Source organism: Streptomyces sp. 796.1 (genome assembly GCF_047525675.1).
Classification (GTDB): Bacteria; Actinomycetota; Actinomycetes; order Streptomycetales; family Streptomycetaceae; genus Streptomyces.
The window spans coordinates 1-16,581 of record NZ_JBLIWA010000051.1 but is presented as its reverse complement, the minus strand read 5'-3'; the positions used below and the strand labels follow the sequence as shown (position 1 = coordinate 16,581).

Below are 16,581 nucleotides of genomic sequence, written 5' to 3'. Positions count from 1 at the left end.
CGCCGCGACCCGGGCCCGGCCGGCCCGCCGACCACACCGGGGCCCCACCCACCGGGGCCCGCGACCCCGACCGCCCAGCCCCTCGGCGGTGAGCGCAAGACCGCGCCACCTGCCGCCCGCCGGCGCGCCCTGACCAGCCGCTACCGGCGCCGCGCGCCCGGCGAACCGCGCGCCGTCGGCTATCTGTACGTACTGCCCGCTCTCGCCTTTTACGGGGCGCTGCTGCTCTTCCCCTTCGGCCAGAGCGTGTGGCTCTCCCTGCTGCACTGGGACGGGTTCACCGCGGCCACCTGGGCCGGCGGCGCCAACTACCACGACCTGCTGACCGACCCCGAACTGCGCGCCCCGTTCGCCCACGCGCTGCTCCTGCTCGTCTTCTACTCGGCGCTGCCGGTGGCCATCGGGCTGCTCCTTGCCGCCCTGCTGTCCCGGGCCCGGGTGCGCGGCATGACCTTCTTCCGTACGGTCCTCTTCCTGCCCCAGGTCCTCGCGCTGATCGTGGTCGGCGTGGCCTGGCGGTCGATCCTGGCGCCCGACGGGCTCCTCAACGACGTGCTGCGGGCCGTCGGCCTCGGCGCCGCGGCCCGGCCCTGGCTCGGCGACTACGACTGGGCGCTGCCCGCCGTCGGCATCGTCGGCACCTGGGTCGGCACCGGCCTGTGCATGGTGCTCTTCCTGGCCGGCGCCCAGCGCATCCCGCGCGAGCTGTACGAGGCGGCGCGGCTGGACGGCGCCGGCCCGCTGCGCGAGTTCCTCGCCGTGACGCTGCCCGGCCTACGGCCACAGATCGCGGTCGCGCTCACCCTGACCATCGTGGCCGGGCTGCGGAACTTCGACCTGATCTACATCACCACCAGCGGCGGCCCGGGCAACGCCACCTCCGTACCGGCGTACGAGGTCTACCACCGGGCGTTCGAGACCAACCAGGTCGGTTCGGCCGCCGCCATCGGAGTGACGCTGACGGTGTTGATCTTCGTGCTGACCGTCTGCGTCTCCCGGCTCGTCGAAGGGCGAAGGACATGATCTCGCGCACCGAACGGACCCTGACCTACGCGCTCCTCGCCCTGTTCACCGTCGTCTCGCTCACCCCCGTACTCGGCATCCTCGCCACCGCACTGGACTCCAGGTCCTCGCTCAGCACCGGCTTCACGCTGCCCACCGACGGGCTGCACTGGGGCAACTTCGCGGACGCCTGGACCCGTGGCCACTTCGGCAACTACCTGCGCAACTCGGTGCTGGTGGCGCTGACGGTGGTCGCCCTGACCACGGTGCTCTCGGTGGCCGCCGGCTACGCCTTCGGGGTGCTGCGCTTCCCCGGCTCGACGGCGCTGTTCTACCTGTTCGTGCTGGGCCTCGCGGTGCCCCAGGAGGCGCTGGTCGTACCGCTCTACTTCGACCTGCGGCACCTCGAACTCACCGACACCTACTGGGGGCTGATCCTGCCGCAGACCGCCCAGTCACTGGCGTTCGGCGTGTTCTGGATGCGGACGTACTTCCGGGGCAGTACCCGCGCGGTCATCGAGGCGGCGCGCATCGACGGCGCGAACAGTTGGACCACGCTGTGGCGGGTGCTGGTGCCGATGGCCAGGCCCGCCATCTCCACCATGGTCGTCATCGTCTTCATGTGGACCTGGAACGAGTTCCTGATGGCACTGGTCATGGTGAGCGACGAGGCACACCGCACGGTCCCGCTCGGTCTCGCCTTCTTCCAGGGCCAGCACGGCTCCGAGACGTCCCTGCTCGCGGCTGCCGCCGTGCTGATCGCCCTGCCCGTGGTGATCGTGTACGTGGCGCTGCAACGCCGCTTCATCGAGGGGATGCTCAGCGGCGCCGTCAAGGAGTAGCCGCCAGGCAGCGGGCCCGCCTGCCACCGGGCGGCAGGCGGGCCCGCCGTTACGGCCGAACGGGGCCAATCTCGGTGCACCGCGCGGCGTCGCCACTCAGATGGGTGCGCGCGAGTGATCATCTGACTCATCGCATGGTGCTATGGGGGGACGGAGGTGCATGACGCGGACGTCCGCGCAGCCGGTCGCGGCCCGGTGGGGCCGTCGAGCGGCGCGTGAGCGTCCATGGACCCGCCCACGGCCTTGCGCGAGTGCGCGCAGTGCCGGGCCGGGTCGCCGCGACACCCTGGAGAAGGCGAGGCGTGACATGACACCCATCGACCTTGGACGGCGCGCCCTCATCAAGCAGGCCACCGCCGCCGGAATCCTCGCCCTTCCCGCCGCCACGGCCCTCAGCGGCTGTGCGACGAGCGGCGGCAACAACACCCAGCAGGTCGCCCGGGGAGAGAAATCGGCGAAGAATCCGCTGGCGGTCAACGAGGGTGCGGGGCTTGACGTCGTCATTTTCGACGGTGGCTTCGGTGATGAGTACGCGAAGGCCGCTGAGGCGCAGTATGTGGCGGCTTATCCGAAGACGGACGGGAAGATCAAGCACACGGCGACGCAGAAGATCCAGGCGCGGTTGGCGCCGCGGTTCAACGGGGGTACGCCGCCGGACCTGATCGACAACTCGGGTGCGGAACAGATGGATTTCGGGACGCTGGTCGCCAAGGAGCAGTTGACGGACCTGCGGGCGCTTTTGGACGCGCCGTCCCTGGACGATCCGAAGAAGAAGGTGCGGGACACGCTGCGGCCCGGCGTGGTGGAGATGGGGCAGTTCGACGGGGACGAGGTCTGGGTCCTGTACTACGCCTACACGATCTACGGGGTGTGGTATTCGAAGTCGCTGTTGGCGAAGCACGGTTGGGAGTACCCGCAGGACTGGGACGCGATGCTCAAGCTGTGTGAGGACGCGAAGAAGCAGGGGATCGCGGGGTGGACGTATCCGGGGAAGTACCCGTACTACCTGCCGTTCAGCCTGTATCCGTTCATCGCGAAGATCGGCGGTCGCGAGGTGTTGGACGCGATCGACAACCTGGAGCCGAACGCCTGGAAGCACGATGCGGTGAAGTCGGCGTTCGAGGCGTACCACGAATTGCAGGCCAAGGGGTACATCCTCAAGGGCACCCCCGGTCTCGACCATGTTCAATCGCAGGTGGCGTGGAACGAGGGCAAGGCGCTCTTCATCCCGAACGGTTCGTGGGTGGAGAACGAGACGAAGAAGACGACGCCGAGGAACTTCGACATGGCGGTGGGTGCGCCGTCCTCGCTGGATGCGAGTGACAAGCTGCCGTTCGGGACGATCTGGGCCTCCGGTGGTGAGCCGTTCATCGTGCCGAAGAACGCGAAGAACCCGCAGGGGGGCATGGAGTTGCTGCGGATCATGCTGGGCGAGAAGTCGACGCAGACGTTCATCAAACGGGTGTCGTCGCTCTCCTCGCTGAACGGTGGCACCGAGGGGCTGACGCTCGCGCCGGGGCTGGCGTCGGCGCAGGAGTTGTGGGCGAAGGCGGGGGAGAACGTGGTGAACCCGCGGCTCCAGGACTGGTACGTGCGCTTGCAGAAGGAAAAGATCGGCACGGCCGCACTGGGCGAGATGATGGCGGGTCGCCTGTCGCCCAAGGAGTGCATGGACAAGTGCCAGAAGTTCGCTGACGAGACCGCTCGGGACGATGCGGTGCGGAAGTACCGGCACCGCTAGGTGCAAGGACACCCGCACCGGTCGCCGGGGCGGGTGCGGGTCAGGTCGTGTCTCGCGGGCGGGAAGTGGGGTCGGTAGCAGTGCGGCACGGTAAGTACGGCTTTATCGTGGGGTTCTTGGCCCTGCCTCTGGCGATCTATACGGTGTTCGTTCTCTCGCCGTTCGTCCAGGCCATCTACTATTCGTTCACGAACTGGAGCGGTTTGAGCTCGGACCTCAAGGTGGTGGGGTTCGACAATTACCGCAAGATGTGGGACGACGACGTCTTCTGGCATGCCTTGCGGAACAATTTGGTGCTGTTGCTCGTGTTGCCGCTCGTGACGCTCGGCATGGGGCTGTTCTTCGCCTTCATGCTGAATGTGGGTGGACGGCGCAAGGGTGCGGTGGTCTCGGGCGTGCAGGGATCTTCCGTGTACAAGGTGGTGTACTTCTTTCCGCAGGTGCTGTCGATCGCGATCGTGGCGCTGATCTTCCAGTTCGCGTACAACCCGAACAGTGGCGCGTTGAACTCGTTCCTTTCCGGCATCGGGCTGGATTCGGTGCAGCCGGACTGGTTGGGCGACCCGGAGCTGGCGCTGTGGTGTGTGATGGCGGTGATGGTGTGGAGCAACGTCGGGTTCTACGTGGTGTTGTTCTCGGCCGCGATGAGCACGATTCCGCGGGATTTCTACGAGGCGGCCCTGCTCGACGGGGCGAACCGGTTCACGACGTTCTTCCGGATCACGTTGCCGTTGTTGTGGGACACGGTGCAGACCGGTTGGGTGTACATGGGAATCCTGGCGTTGGATTCGTTCGCCGTGGTCCAGATCATGACGGTCGGCCCCGGCGGTCCTGACTATTCGACCGAGGTCCTGACGTGGTTCGTGTACACGAAGGGCATTCAGGACGGGCAGGCGGGTTACGGAACGGCGTTGGGCGTGGCCCTGTTGATCGTCACGATGATCTTCGCCGCGATCGTCATGCGGCTCGGCCGCCGCGAAAGGCTGGAGTTCTGACATGCGGGCACCGTGCGGACCCGGTGGCCGCGCCCCCTTCTGTCCGACCCGTGGTGGGGAGTGGAGTGCATGAACGGAGAACTCTCGTCCAAGGAGTTGGTCGGCATGCCAGGGCCACTGGACGCGCCGCACGACCAGCACGTACAGAAGGGACAGCCGCCCGCCGGGGCGCCGGCGGTGACCGAGGCCCCCCGACGGCGCAGGGATTACGCGGGTGGCGTGTTGAATGTGTTCTCGCACGGAATCCTGGCCGTGTGGGGTCTGTTGGTGACGATGCCGCTGTTGTGGGCGGCGATGAGTTCCTTGAAGACCGACAAGGAGATCTTCACCTCGCCCTGGTCGTTGCCGTCCTCGTTGCACTTCGGGAACTGGTCGGACGCGTGGCAGACCGCGAACATGGGCCGGTACTTCCTGAACTCGGCGGTAGTGGTGGCCGGTTCGCTCTTCGGCACGATGTTGCTGGGCGCGATGGCCGCCTACGTACTGGCCCGGTTCGAATTCCGCGGGAACCGGTTCATCTACTTCCTGTTCGTGGGCGGGATGAGCTTTCCCATCGTGCTGGCGCTGGTCCCGCTGTACTTCGTGTTGCAGAACATGGAATTGCTCAACACCAAGCACGGTCTGATCCTGGTCTACATCGCGTACTCGCTGCCGTTCACGGTGTTCTTCCTGACCTCGTTCTTCAGGACGCTGCCGACCTCCGTCGCGGAGGCCGCCATGCTGGACGGCGCCTCCCACACGCGCACGTTCTTCCAGGTCATGCTCCCGATGGCCAAGCCCGGACTGATCAGCATCGGGATCTTCAACTTCCTCGGCCAGTGGAACCAGTACATGCTGCCCTACGTACTGAACCAGGGCGACGACGAAGACAAGCTGCTACCCCAGGGGCTGGTGGAACTCGCCGTCTCCCAGGGATACAAGGGCGATTGGGCGGTGCTCTTCTCCGGCCTGCTGATCGCGATGCTGCCGGTCCTTGCGGTGTACATCATCTTCCAACGCCAGGTCCAGGCCGGCCTCACCGCCGGCGCCCTCAAATAGGTCGCCCGCCCGCCCCGCGTACGCCACCCGTCCCGCTGATCCGCCTGCCGCGACCGCTCCCGCAGCAGTGCGTGCGGGAACCGGGTAGCAACCGGTGGCGCGGCCCGTCCGTGCGCAGGACGCCCACTCGTCCGCCGGCCGCCCGACGGTCCGCGCCTGCCCGGACCACTTGCCATGGCTGGGGTATGGCTGGGGGTCGGCTCCGGTCCGGGCGGGCGTGAACTGTTCCAGAATGCGCAGTGTCAAGAACGTGCGTGAGCCACCGATCCGATGCGCCGAGTGCCACCGCGGCGCCGTCGGGGCCCACCACCCGAGCCAGCGGCCAACCCGGGGACTGTCAGGATCATGACCAACGCGCGCCACCCACTGAGCCAGGCGGTCGCCGCCGCCAGCCCCGAGCCCGACACGCCAGCCGACCCGGGCGGCGCCACCGGTGCCCGGCCGGCCGCCGGCCACGGTTCGGCGCCGATCGCGGTCGTCGGTCTCGCCTGCCGGCTGCCCGGGGCGCCGGGCCCCGCCGCCCTGTGGGAGTTGCTGGCCGACGGGCGGGAAGCGGTCGGCGAGCCGCCGGCCGACCGTTGGCACATGACGGCCGGGGCCCGGCCCGCCGGCCACCCCGAGCGCGCCGGCTACCTGGAGCGGATCGACACCTTCGACGCCCGGTTCTTCGGCATCGCCCCGCGCGAGGCCGCCGCCATGGACCCGCAACAACGGCTGCTCCTCGAACTCGCCTGGGAGGCGGCCGAGGACGCGCGCACCGACCCCACCCGACTCCGCGACCGGCCCACCGCCGTCTACGCCGCGGCCATCTGGCAGGACTACGCCGACCTCACCCACCAGGGCGGCGCGGCCCCCGGCCACCACACCTTCACCGGCCTCCAACGCAGCATCCTGGCCAACCGGATCTCCTACGCGCTCGGCCTGACCGGACCCAGCCTCACCGTGGACACCGGGCAGTCGTCCTCGCTCGTCGCCGTCCACCTGGCCTGCGAGGAGTTGCGCCGCGGCGACTCGCAGGCGGCGCTGGTCGGCGGGGTCAACCTGATCGCGGCCCCGTCCTCCACCCGCACCTCGCAGGCGCTGGGCGCCCTCTCACCGGACGGCCGCTGCCACACCTTCGACGCCCGCGCCAACGGCTACGTACGCGGCGAGGGCGGTGTCGTACTACTGCTCAAGACGGAGCAGACGGCCCGCGCCGACGGCGACCGGATCTACTGCCTGATCGAGGGCAGCGCCGTCAACAACGACGGCGGCGGCGAGAGCCTGACCACGCCGCACGGCCACGCCCAGGAAGAGGTCGTGCGCCGCGCCCACGCCCGGGCCGGCAGTGCGGCCGACCACCCGCAGTACGTCGAACTGCACGGCACCGGCACCCCGGTCGGCGACCCCGTCGAGGCCGCGGCGCTCGGCGCCGCGCTCGGCCGGCCCGGCACCGGCCGCCGCCCGCTGGCCGTCGGCTCGATCAAGACCAACATCGGGCACCTCGAAGGCGCCGCCGGCATCGCCGGCCTGCTCAAGACCGTCCTCAGCCTGCACCACCGCCAACTGCCGCCCAGCCTGCACCACCACACACCCAACCCGCGCATCCCGCTCTCCGAACTCGGCCTCGCCGTACGGACCGAGCACGGGCCCTGGCCCGAGCCGCACCGCAGGTTGGTGGCGGGCGTCAGCTCCTTCGGCGTCGGCGGCACCAACTGCCACGTCGTGGTGGGGGAGTGCCCGCCCCGTACCCCGTCCGCCCCGCCGGCCCCTCCCGGCCAGACCGCGACCGGCGCCCCGGTGCCCTGGGTGCTGTCCGGGCACGGCCCCGCCGCGCTCGCCGCCCAGGCCGACCGGCTGCGCCGGCACCTCGCAGATCACCCCGAGACCCCACTCACCGACATCGCCCACTCGCTGGCCACCACCCGCGCCGCGCTCCGCCACCGGGCCGTCCTCATCGGCCACGACCGCGCCACCCTGCTGGCCGGCCTCACCACACTGGCGGACGGGGCCGACGCGGCCACCGACCCCGAGCCGCCGGCCGGTCTGCTGCGCGGCGTGGCCCGCGCCGGTGCGCCGGGGCCGGTCCTGATCTTCCCCGGCCAGGGCGCCCAATGGGTGGGCATGGCAAGGGAGTTGACGGAACAGTCCGCGGTGTTCGCCGCGGCCATGGGACGCTGCGCCGCGGCCCTGGCACCGCTGACGGACTGGGACTTCGGCACCGAACTCGCCGGGCCGCTGGACCGGGTGGACGTCGTCCAGCCGCTGTCCTGGGCCGTGATGGTCTCGCTCGCCGAACTCTGGCGGTCCTTCGGCGTCGTCCCCGCGGCCGTCGTCGGACACTCCCAGGGCGAGATCGCCGCCGCCGTCGTCTGCGGCGCTCTCTCGCTGGCCGACGGCGCCCGCGTCGTCGCCGTACGCAGCCAGCTCATCCGGCAGCGGCTCGCCGGGCAGGGCGGCATGCTGTCCGTCAACATCGGACGCCAGGAGACGGCCGACCGCCTCGCGCCCTGGGCCGACGACCTGTGCATCGCCGCGCACAACGGCCCGTACGCCACCGTGGTCGCGGGCGAGGTGACGGCGCTCGACGCCTTCGCCGACGCCTGCGAACGGGACGCGATCCGCGCCCGGCGCGTCCCCGTCGACTACGCCTCCCACGCACCCCAGGTCGAGCCGCTGCGCGCGGACCTGTGCAGCGCCCTGGCCGCCGTCCGGCCCGGCCCGGCGCAGATCCCGTTCCACTCCACGGTGGTCGGCCACCCGGTCCCCGGCGAGACGCTGGACGCCGCGTACTGGGCGCGCAACCTCCGCAACGAAGTCCGCTTCGCGCCGGTCATCGACGCCCTGGTGGCCGCAGGACACACCCTGTTCATCGAGGCCAGCGCCCATCCGGTGGTCAGCCTGAGCGTGCAGCAGAGCGCCGAAGAAGCCGGCGCGGCCGTCGCGGCCGTCGGCTCGCTCCGCCGCGACGACGGCGGCATCGCCCGCTTCACGGCCGCGCTGGCCGAGGCGTACGCACAGGGCGCGACGGTGGACTGGACGCCGCTGCTGCCCGGTGCGCGCACCGTCGACCTGCCCGGCTACGCCTTCCAGCGGGAGAGCTACTGGCTCACGCCGGGCCCCGGCCCCGGCGATGCCGCCCCGTACACCTCGACCACGCTGGTCATCGTCCCCGAGACGGCCGACCACCACCGGGCGCGGCCGGCGGAGCCGCAACCGGCCGCGCCCGGAGGCACCCCGCTGGTGCGAGCCGTGGCGCAGCGCCCGCCCGAGGAGCGCGAACGCGCCCTCCTGGACCTGGTCGGCGACGAGATGGCGCAGGTGCTCGGGTTCCGCGGGCGGGCCGACGTCGACGTGGAGCTCACCTTCCGGGAGGCGGGCTTCGACTCGGCCAGCTCCGTCGAGTTCCGCAACCGCATCAACGCGGCGACCGGCCTCGCCCTCCCCACCACCGTCCTGTTCCGCTACCCCACACCCACCGGTCTGGTACGGCACCTGGCCGACGAGCTCTTCCCGGCCGGCACCCCGCACCCCGCACTCGCGGACGCCCTGCCCGCTCCGCTGCGACCCGCGGCGGAGCACCTGGCAGCCGCCCTCGACACGGCGCCGCTGGACGCCGCGGAACGCGCCCGGGCGGCCGACTGGCTGCGCACCCTGTTGGCGAGCGTGGAACCTGCCCAGGGCGACGGGTCCGGCCAGAGGAGCCAGCCCAGCCCGGACGGCCGGGGCACCGCGGCGGGGCCGGACGCCGCGCGCGGCGACGGCGAGGACATCGCGACGGCCACCGACAGCGAGATGTTCGCCCTCATCGAGAAGGAGCTCGGCATCGGCTGACCTGCGGCACGGTAGGGGGGGGCGGGCCCTGCCGGACCGCGGTGCGGCCCGGCGGCGGCCCCGCCGGGGCCCGTACGCTCAGTGCTGGATCAGGCCGCCGACCTGCACGGCGGCCACATGACCGGTCGGCGGCAGTGTCCGCGCCAGGGTGAGGCCCACGTCGACCAGCGAGGACCGGCGCAGGCGGGAGACGTCGGGAAGCGGTGTCCAGACCGACTCGGCGGTGGCGCCGTTCGGCTCCGGGCGGAGCTGGCCGCCGACGATGCGGACCTGGTAGAAGACGCCGACGTTCTGGTGGTCGGGGCCGCCGGGGACGGCCCGTTCGGCCGCGGGGACCACCCGGGAGTCCACGCCCAGCAGGCGTTCGACCACCCCGTCGCAGCCGGTCTCCTCAGCGACCTCGCGTACCACCGCGTCGAACGGGTCCTCCGCGTGCTCGACCCCGCCACCCGGCAGGGTCCAGGTGCTCCCACCCCGCGACGACACGTGCCGGGCGAGCAGCACCCGCCCGTCCTCGATGCACACCGCGTACGCCGCCAGCCGGAAACTCATCCCCGAGCACCCTTCGTCGTGTTCCCGCGCCAGTACCAGGGCCACCACCCCAGCGGGGCGGTGGCCCGCGTTCGCTTTCGTGCGGTGGCCGCGCGCTAGACGCGCCGGTCACCCGCAACGCCACAGCCGTGCCGAAGCAGCCGCCGCCCCCGTCCATGCGGGGTCGGTTCTGCTTCGACACGGCTGTGTCAGTTCACCGGGGGTGTGTCAACGGCGGGCCGACCCTGGAGTGTGCCCACCACACCGACCGTCCGGGCCCCGGTCCGCTGAGGACCGGGACAGCCGGGGACCGTTTAGTACTCCACCCAGTTGTGCTCCTGGGCCAGCTCGATGATGCGGCTGCGGGCCAGCATGAGCTGGGTGCCCGTCAGCGACGGCACCGCGTGCAACAGCGCCTCCGTCAGCTCCAGTTGGAACTCGGCCGAGGTCAGGACGTCACACGTGCCGTCCTCTGCCTCGGTGCGCACCCGCGGGCGCGCGAGCTCGGCGGTCACCGGTGCGGCCGGCGCGGAGCGCTCGATCAGCCGCACGTCCGAGGCCTTGAGGCCCCGCTGACCGTCCTCGACGTCGAACGCGACCCGCAGCCCCGGACGGAACAGGGACTTGTCGTTACGCAGGTCGTTCGCGTGCATGAAGACGTCCTCATCGCCGTCGTCCGGCGTGATGAACCCGTAGCCGCGAATCTCGTCAAACCGCAGAATTTTTCCCGTAGCCACCGCGAATACCCCACAAACAGTCAATCGCTACCACAACCAGTGACGCCTCTCGCCGGCGCCGCCCACAGCCTACAAGGAATCCACCGAACGGGAAGCGGTTCCCATCCGCCCGTCAGCAAGCTGCCCCGGCAGCCCCACAGCCGTCCTCCGTACCTGCCTCAGGGGGCCCCACCGCCCCGGGCGTCGAAGGCGCCGTGTCCAAGGTGGCGAAGGCGGCCCACAGCACCGGCGAGTGCTCCGTCGTACGCTCGGTCCGCCAGGCCGCGAGCCGTTCGCGCTGCCAGGCGTTGAGCGCCGTCACCGCGTCGTCCCGTTCGTGCGCCGCATCGATCGCGCACACCGCGTCGTGCAGCGGCCGGGCGGTCGGCGGCGCCCCGGCCAACGAGTGGAAGGCCAGATCGGTGGGGAGCGCCCAGCGGGTGGCGGTGACCAGTTCGGCGCCGCCGTGCACCATCGCGGTCGCCAGCCCGAGCGCCTCGCCGAACCGCAGGTCGCCCCCGCTCTCGCAGGCGATCAACGCGACCCGGCTCGGCACCGGCCAGCGCTCGGCGCCCGCCTCGGCGGGTTCGGCCAGCCCGTGCGTCCCCAGCAGCAGGTCCTTGGCCGACAGCGGGCGGTGGTCGCGCAGCGGGGCGGCGAAGCCCGCCGACTCCGCCCGACAGGCCAGGTGGAGCTGGGCGTTCTCGCTGGACCCGGTCTCCGGCGCGGCGGCCGTGACGTGGCCGACGTACAGCAGCCGGCTGGCGCCGGCGCGCAGGGTGGTGCCGAGCCAGTCGCGGTCCACGTCGGTGCGCCGGAACACCGCTGCCGGGTCGTCCCCCGGCAGCGGGCGCAGCCTGCCGGCCGCCGCGTACCCGGCGACCTGCCGGGCCAGCGGGGACCGGGCATCGGGCCGGCCGAGGACCGAGCCGAGCGCGGAGTCGGCACGGAAGCCGGGCACCCGAGGATCGAGGACGGCGACCACCGGGAGCCGCCGGGTGGCGGGCCACGACCGGGCGGTGCGGCCGGCCGCGTGCACGACGCTGGCCGGGGCCAACAGACCGAGGTCGGCGATGTCCAGCAGCCGCAGCTCCGGGTCGGGCGCCAGCAACTCCCACGGCACCCGGGCGGTCAGCGGTGACGGCTGGATGCGCAGCAGCGGGCGGACGCCGCGCGTCCACCACTCGTGCAGTTCCTGGGCCAGCCCGTACGGCAGGAACGTCCGGGCGAGCCGTTCGGCCAGCGCGCTCTCGCTCGCGTACCGCACCAGCGCACCGTCGCCCAGCGCACGGCCGAGCCGGGTCGGGTCGGTGCCGGGCAGTGCCGCGTCCAGGGCGGCCAGTGTCGCTTCGGCCTCCGCGCGCGGCACCCGGCTCGCGCCTGGGGCGGCCAGCGCGTGCGTCCACCGCCAGGTGATGTACACATCATCCGCGTCCGCCAGCCGTACGAGCACGGTGGGCCGTGCCGCCGCGCCCGCCCGCGGCTGCGGGGTGGGGGCGGGGCCTGGTCGGTTCGTGGTCACCATGTCGGAATCACCCGGCCGTCGCGGAGCGGTGTCCCGTACCGGGCTTCGGCACGGGCGATGGCGGTGCCGAGGGCGACCTCGCCACCTTCGGTCAGGGCCAGGTGCGGCGCGGGGGCGAGCGGGATGCCGGTGCCGGCGGCGAGGTCGGCCAGCGCCGCACCGAGCGGGAACGCGGCGGCGGGCGGACCCGCCGAACCGGCGCCGCGCCGCTGCGCATCGGCCGCCACCGCATCGAGGAGGTCGGCCGCCTCCTCGCCGGCCAGGGCGTCAAGGACCGGCGCGTCCAAGCCCGGGCCGGACCCGCCCCGGGCGGTGCCCGGCGCCCCGGAGTCGAGCGCGGTGGACCCGTCGGCTGCAACGGACGCGGCGGCCAGCAGGCCCGGATCGAGCGGCGGCCCCGCGCAGCAGGTCTCGACGAGCTCGGCCACCAACGCCGCGTCACCGGCCCGGGTGGCCAGCCGAAACGCCACCGCACGGGCCGGGGCCGCGATCCGCCGGCTCCACCGCTCACGTTGGTAGCCGCTGGTGAGCGTGGTGCGGACGGCGTCCAAGGCCAGCGCCGCGGGCACCGCCAGCGCCACGGCACGGGCCAGCAGCGCGGGATCGGGCGGCTGCTCGGCCGACAGCCGGCTCTCCAGCAGCATGGCGTGCGTGAGGTCGAGTTGGGCCAGGTGCAGGCCGAGCCGGTGGGCGGTGAACACCGCGGTGGCGCGCTCAAGTTCGGCCTCGCCGGCGGCGAAGTTCCCGCAGGCGTAGGCGTCGACGGCCAGTTCGAGGCGCAGTTGCGCGGCGGCCACCGGCGATCCGCACTCATCGAAGCGGGCCAGCGCCTCCCGGTACCGCTCGCGCGCGCGTGCCCGGTCGCCGCGCTGGGCCGCCACCATGCCCAACAGCCGCAGTGCCGTCGCCTGCCGGCCGACCATGCCAGCCTGGACGAAGAACCGCTGGCTCTCGATGAGCAACGGCTCGGCCCGGTCGGGCCGGCGCGCCCGGACATGCCCGCCGGCGAGGTTGAGGCGCGTCTCGGCGGCCCCCACCGGATCGCCCGCGGCCTCGAAGGCGGCGAGCGCCTGCCGCCCGTAGTCCTCGGCCAGTTCCTGGCGCCCACTCTCCATGCTGGTCACCGCCAGGTTGCCCAGGGGATGGGCGGTCAACCCGGGCGCGTACCGCGCGGTCGCGGCCAGCGTGCGCTGGGCCAACGCGTGTGCGGTGGCCCACTGTTGGCGGTGGATGGCGAGCGAGGTGAGCCCCTGGAGGCACGGCGCCAGCAGGCTGGTGCCCTCCGGCCTGGGCTGGGGCTCCGCGCCGTCCGCGGCCGGGGCCAGGAGCAGCGCGTGAGCCTGCTCCAACGCCGCCTGCGCGGCATCGAGGTCGCCGGTCTCCTGCAACGGGCTGGCCAGGTTGATCAAGGTGGTGGCCCGCAGCGTCCAGATCGGTTCGTCGGCCAGCAGGTCGAGCGCATCGCATGCGTCGAGCGCGGCGCGGTGGGAGGCGATGGCAGCCCGGTGGTCGCCGAGCGCGTTCGCCACCGAGGCCCGGTTGCCAAGCGCCTGCACCCGTAGGTGGTGGAGCTGCGCGGTGAGCTGCGTCGTTGCCTGCACCGCCTGGTCGAACGCGCCGTGCGCGCCGGGCAGTTCACCGCGCCCGTACGCGGCCACGCCGTCCGCGAGCAGGGCCATGACGCCGGCCAGCGGATCGGGCTCGGGGTCGGCCCCGGCCCCGGCTCCAGATCCGGGCTCGGGGTCGGCCGCGGCAGGTTCGGCGGCTGCCGGTGCGACCGCAGCGGGTTCCGGGGCCGGCCCGGGCGTGGCGGGTTCGGAGGTGACGGGTTCCGTGGTGGGTTCGGGCGTCGGGGCCGGAGGCGTGGGGTCGGGCATGTCAGTAGTCGTCGTCCTGTTCCGCCGCTGCGGCGCGTTCGGCCGCCAACAAGTCGCCCAGCGAGCCCGGGTCGCCCAGTCCGCCCGGCTCGTCCGCCGCGGCCCGCGCCAGCCGCTCGCGTACCAGGCTCCTGATCTTCTCGCGCACCACCCGATGGGCGGCCGGCGCCCCGTCGTGGCCCGGCGGACGCGGGTCCTGCGCGGCGTCAGCCGCCGCCGTGGTGCCGCCCGACGCCGCGGCGGCGCCGGCGCGCGGCGGTACCGGGTCGAAGCCGGGCAGGTACACCCCGACCGCCAGCGCGGACACCGGTTGCCCCTCGGGCACCGTCAGCCGCCCCGTCCAGGCGTCGCCGGCCAGTGTGAGCGCCGTGGTGACGGGCGGGCCGCCGATCTCCGCCCAGGGCACCAGGTGCGGCGGCAGGGCGCGCGGCGCGTCCGGCGCAAGCCGTTCCGGGGCCGCGGCCACGCTGACCGCGATGACGGTGTGCCCCGCCGTCCTGACGGCCCGCCAGGACACGGCCCGCTCCGAGGCGTCCACCAGGCCCGGCGGGTAGCGGCGCCAGTCCGTGCCGCCGCTGCCGTGCGCGATGAGCAGCCCGTCGGGCACCGGCTCGGGCGCCACGGCCCCGGCGGCCAGCGCATAGCGGTCGTATGCGGTCGGGGCGCCGGGCGCGGGATCGTCCCCCGCCGTGCGGTCCGACCGGCCGCCCGCCACCGTGTCGCCGAGCCGGGCCGCGCGGCCCGCCGCCGGACCCCCGCGCTCCGGCTCCGGCGCTCCGGGCCACGGCGGCACGTCGGCGAGCAAGTACGCCGCCGGCTCCAGCGCGCCGGGGTCGGGCGGCCCGTACCCGGTCGGCCGGTACGGCTCCCGCGGCGCGCCGAGCAGGTCGCAGCGGACCGCGAGCCGCTCCAGGTCGTCCGCGAGGGCCCGGGCGTCGAGGGCCGGTACGGCGTCCAGCGAGGAGGCCGGCCACCACCGTGCCGCCCACTGCGCGTACGCCCAACTGCGGGCGTCGGCGGCCAGTTCGGGCAGCCCGGGGCGGACGGGCACTTCGACCGGCGGCCCGGGCGCCGCCTTGGCCGCGGCGGCCAGCGCCAGCGCCGCCGGCTCCCCGTACAGCGCCCACACCCAGCCCTGCGCCGCGGCGGCCTCGTCGAGCACCGCGACCGGTTCCCGGTGCGCGTCCAGCACGCTCCAGGTGAGGTGGCCGCCGGCGACCTCAAGGAGAGCGACGTCAACGCCGGGCTCGGGATCGAGCACGCTGGGCGTACGGGCGGGGCGCCCGGGGAGCGGGGTCAGGACGCACAGGCCATCGGCCCTCTGCTCGATCCGCACGGCACTGCTCACCGGCTGGCCCCCAGGTCGGCGAGGCCGGCGGCTGGGCCCGGCACGGCGGCGTAGCCCGCGGTGGCCGGCGCCAGCGCCTGGCGGACCTGTGCCCGGTGGTCGAGCATGACGGAGCGGGCCACGCCGTCCAGGACGTCCCACACCTCGTGCACGGTGAGTGGGGCGGTGCGGACGTCCCGCCCGTGCAGCCGCACCCACAGCCGCCGCACGTACGCCCGCCAGGGCGTGTGCAACTCGGCCGCGACCTTGGCCAGTGGCCCCGCCGTCACGGCATCGGCACCGGCATCGGCGCGGGCGTGGGGGGCGGTGCGAGTGCCGGTGCAGGGGTTGGTGCCGGCGTTGGCATCGTTTTCAGGGTGCCCGGGGTGCCCGGGGGTGAGGGTCAGCCGGCGGGTGCGCAGGACGTACGCCTCGCGCTGCCAACGGGCGTTGACCGCGCGGTGGGCCGCGGTCGGCGTGCCGCCCGGGAACCGGCCGCCCCGGGCCGAACCGTGCGCCTCGCCGTCGGCGGCGACCGCACGCGCTGCCGACGCGCCCGGGCCGTGCGCGTCACCGGTGCCATCCACGTCACCGTCGTCACCCGCGTCGTGGCCGTCGCCACCGGTGGGCCCGGGCGCCCATCCGGCGCCCAGCGGGCGCAGGCCGAGAGCGAGTTCCACGCCGACCGTCGCGGCCACCCGCAGCGACTCCTCGTGCAGCGCCCACGGCGCACAGCCGCGGGTGATCTCGTCGGCCACCAGCTCGGGCACCGGGGGCAGGTCGGCCCGTTCGGGTGTGGTGCGCAGCGTGGTCGCCACCCGTTCGTACACGCTCCGGTCGAAGGGCGGCCGGGGCCCTGCGGTGACCGGCCCGAGTTCGGGGCGGACCGGCAGCGGATGCGAGGTGAGCCCGAGCGGGCGGGCGGCGCCGTGCGCGTACGGCGGGAGCGGGGCGCGCAGGGCGGCGGGCCCGGCCGGCGAAGGGCGCGGCCCGGGCGTCGCCGGCAGCCGATCGGGATCGGACGTCGTTGCTGGTGCCGGGCCGGGATCGGGCGCGGCGGTCCACAGCCACTGGCCGGCCGCCGTGCCCGCGTGCCCGGCCAGCAGCCGCTGCCAGGCTTCGGCCGCCGCCCGGGCCTGCGGCGTCGGATGCGGGCGCCCGCCGGGGGCCGCGC

11 protein-coding genes and 1 pseudogene are annotated in these 16,581 nt (G+C 73.4%); 6 read left to right on the top strand and 6 right to left on the bottom strand.

All coding sequences use genetic code 11. The annotated features are described in order from the left end of the window. Positions 1-129 precede the first annotated feature (129 nt). From ACMA1D_RS28360 to ACMA1D_RS28335, 6 genes are all read left to right on the top strand, one after another. Positions 130-1,023 (top strand): carbohydrate ABC transporter permease, encoded by an 894-nt coding sequence (locus ACMA1D_RS28360; protein ID WP_414726867.1) that lies wholly within the window; start codon positions 130-132, stop codon positions 1,021-1,023. After that, positions 1,020-1,844 (top strand): carbohydrate ABC transporter permease, encoded by an 825-nt coding sequence (locus ACMA1D_RS28355; protein ID WP_414726840.1) that lies wholly within the window; start codon positions 1,020-1,022, stop codon positions 1,842-1,844. The genes ACMA1D_RS28360 and ACMA1D_RS28355 overlap by 4 nt, the downstream gene beginning before the upstream one ends. Before the next feature lie 307 nt (positions 1,845-2,151). Then, positions 2,152-3,585, top strand: a complete 1,434-nt coding sequence (gene ngcE / locus ACMA1D_RS28350) for an N-acetylglucosamine/diacetylchitobiose ABC transporter substrate-binding protein (RefSeq protein ID WP_414726839.1) — start codon at positions 2,152-2,154, stop codon at positions 3,583-3,585. Positions 3,586-3,665: 80 nt separating this feature from the next. Next, entirely contained in the window at positions 3,666-4,580 is a 915-nt protein-coding gene (locus ACMA1D_RS28345; RefSeq protein WP_414726838.1) for a carbohydrate ABC transporter permease, read from the top strand. Between the two features lie 105 nt (positions 4,581-4,685). Beyond that, positions 4,686-5,618, top strand: coding sequence for a carbohydrate ABC transporter permease (locus ACMA1D_RS28340; RefSeq protein ID WP_414726866.1), 933 nt, complete (start codon positions 4,686-4,688; stop codon positions 5,616-5,618). A gap of 345 nt (positions 5,619-5,963) precedes the next feature. Then, on the top strand, positions 5,964-9,431 hold the full coding sequence (locus ACMA1D_RS28335) for a type I polyketide synthase (RefSeq protein WP_414726837.1): 3,468 nt from the start codon (positions 5,964-5,966) through the stop codon (positions 9,429-9,431). 78 nt (positions 9,432-9,509) lie between these two features. Here ACMA1D_RS28335 and ACMA1D_RS28330 read toward each other — a convergent pair whose 3' ends face one another. The 6 genes and pseudogenes from ACMA1D_RS28330 to ACMA1D_RS28305 form a co-directional block, all read right to left on the bottom strand. Next, positions 9,510-9,983: an NUDIX hydrolase gene (locus ACMA1D_RS28330; protein ID WP_414726836.1), complete on the bottom strand. Its 474-nt coding sequence runs from the start codon at positions 9,981-9,983 to the stop codon at positions 9,510-9,512. A gap of 293 nt (positions 9,984-10,276) precedes the next feature. After that, complete coding sequence (locus tag ACMA1D_RS28325; protein WP_414726835.1) at positions 10,277-10,699, bottom strand: cold-shock protein; 423 nt, start codon at positions 10,697-10,699, stop codon at positions 10,277-10,279. Between the two features lie 112 nt (positions 10,700-10,811). Next, a complete protein-coding gene (locus ACMA1D_RS28320; protein WP_414726834.1) occupies positions 10,812-12,203 on the bottom strand; it encodes a hypothetical protein in 1,392 nt (463 codons plus the stop codon). After that, positions 12,197-14,080 carry a hypothetical protein gene (locus tag ACMA1D_RS28315; protein ID WP_414726833.1) on the bottom strand — a complete coding sequence of 628 codons (1,884 nt, stop codon included), beginning with the start codon at positions 14,078-14,080 and terminating at the stop codon, positions 12,197-12,199. Before ACMA1D_RS28315 ends, ACMA1D_RS28320 begins: the two co-directional genes overlap by 7 nt. A gap of 1 nt (position 14,081) precedes the next feature. Beyond that, entirely contained in the window at positions 14,082-15,428 is a 1,347-nt protein-coding gene (locus ACMA1D_RS28310; RefSeq protein ID WP_414726832.1) for a hypothetical protein, read from the bottom strand. Then, positions 15,425-16,581: pseudogene (locus tag ACMA1D_RS28305) on the bottom strand (hypothetical protein); the annotation flags it as partial. The pseudogene ACMA1D_RS28305 and the gene ACMA1D_RS28310, both read right to left, overlap by 4 nt.

What these genes read in the sequence shown, in the direction of transcription:
- ACMA1D_RS28330 (WP_414726836.1), bottom strand. Translation starts at nt 9,983, where the DNA reads ATGAGTTTCCGGCTGGCGGCGTACGCGGTGTGCATCGAGGACGGGCGG.
- ACMA1D_RS28320 (WP_414726834.1), bottom strand. Translation starts at nt 12,203, where the DNA reads ATGGTGACCACGAACCGACCAGGCCCCGCCCCCACCCCGCAGCCGCGG.
- ngcE (WP_414726839.1), top strand. Translation starts at nt 2,152, where the DNA reads ATGACACCCATCGACCTTGGACGGCGCGCCCTCATCAAGCAGGCCACC.
- ACMA1D_RS28340 (WP_414726866.1), top strand. Translation starts at nt 4,686, where the DNA reads ATGCCAGGGCCACTGGACGCGCCGCACGACCAGCACGTACAGAAGGGA.
- ACMA1D_RS28355 (WP_414726840.1), top strand. Translation starts at nt 1,020, where the DNA reads ATGATCTCGCGCACCGAACGGACCCTGACCTACGCGCTCCTCGCCCTG.
- ACMA1D_RS28315 (WP_414726833.1), bottom strand. Translation starts at nt 14,080, where the DNA reads ATGCCCGACCCCACGCCTCCGGCCCCGACGCCCGAACCCACCACGGAA.
- ACMA1D_RS28335 (WP_414726837.1), top strand. Translation starts at nt 5,964, where the DNA reads ATGACCAACGCGCGCCACCCACTGAGCCAGGCGGTCGCCGCCGCCAGC.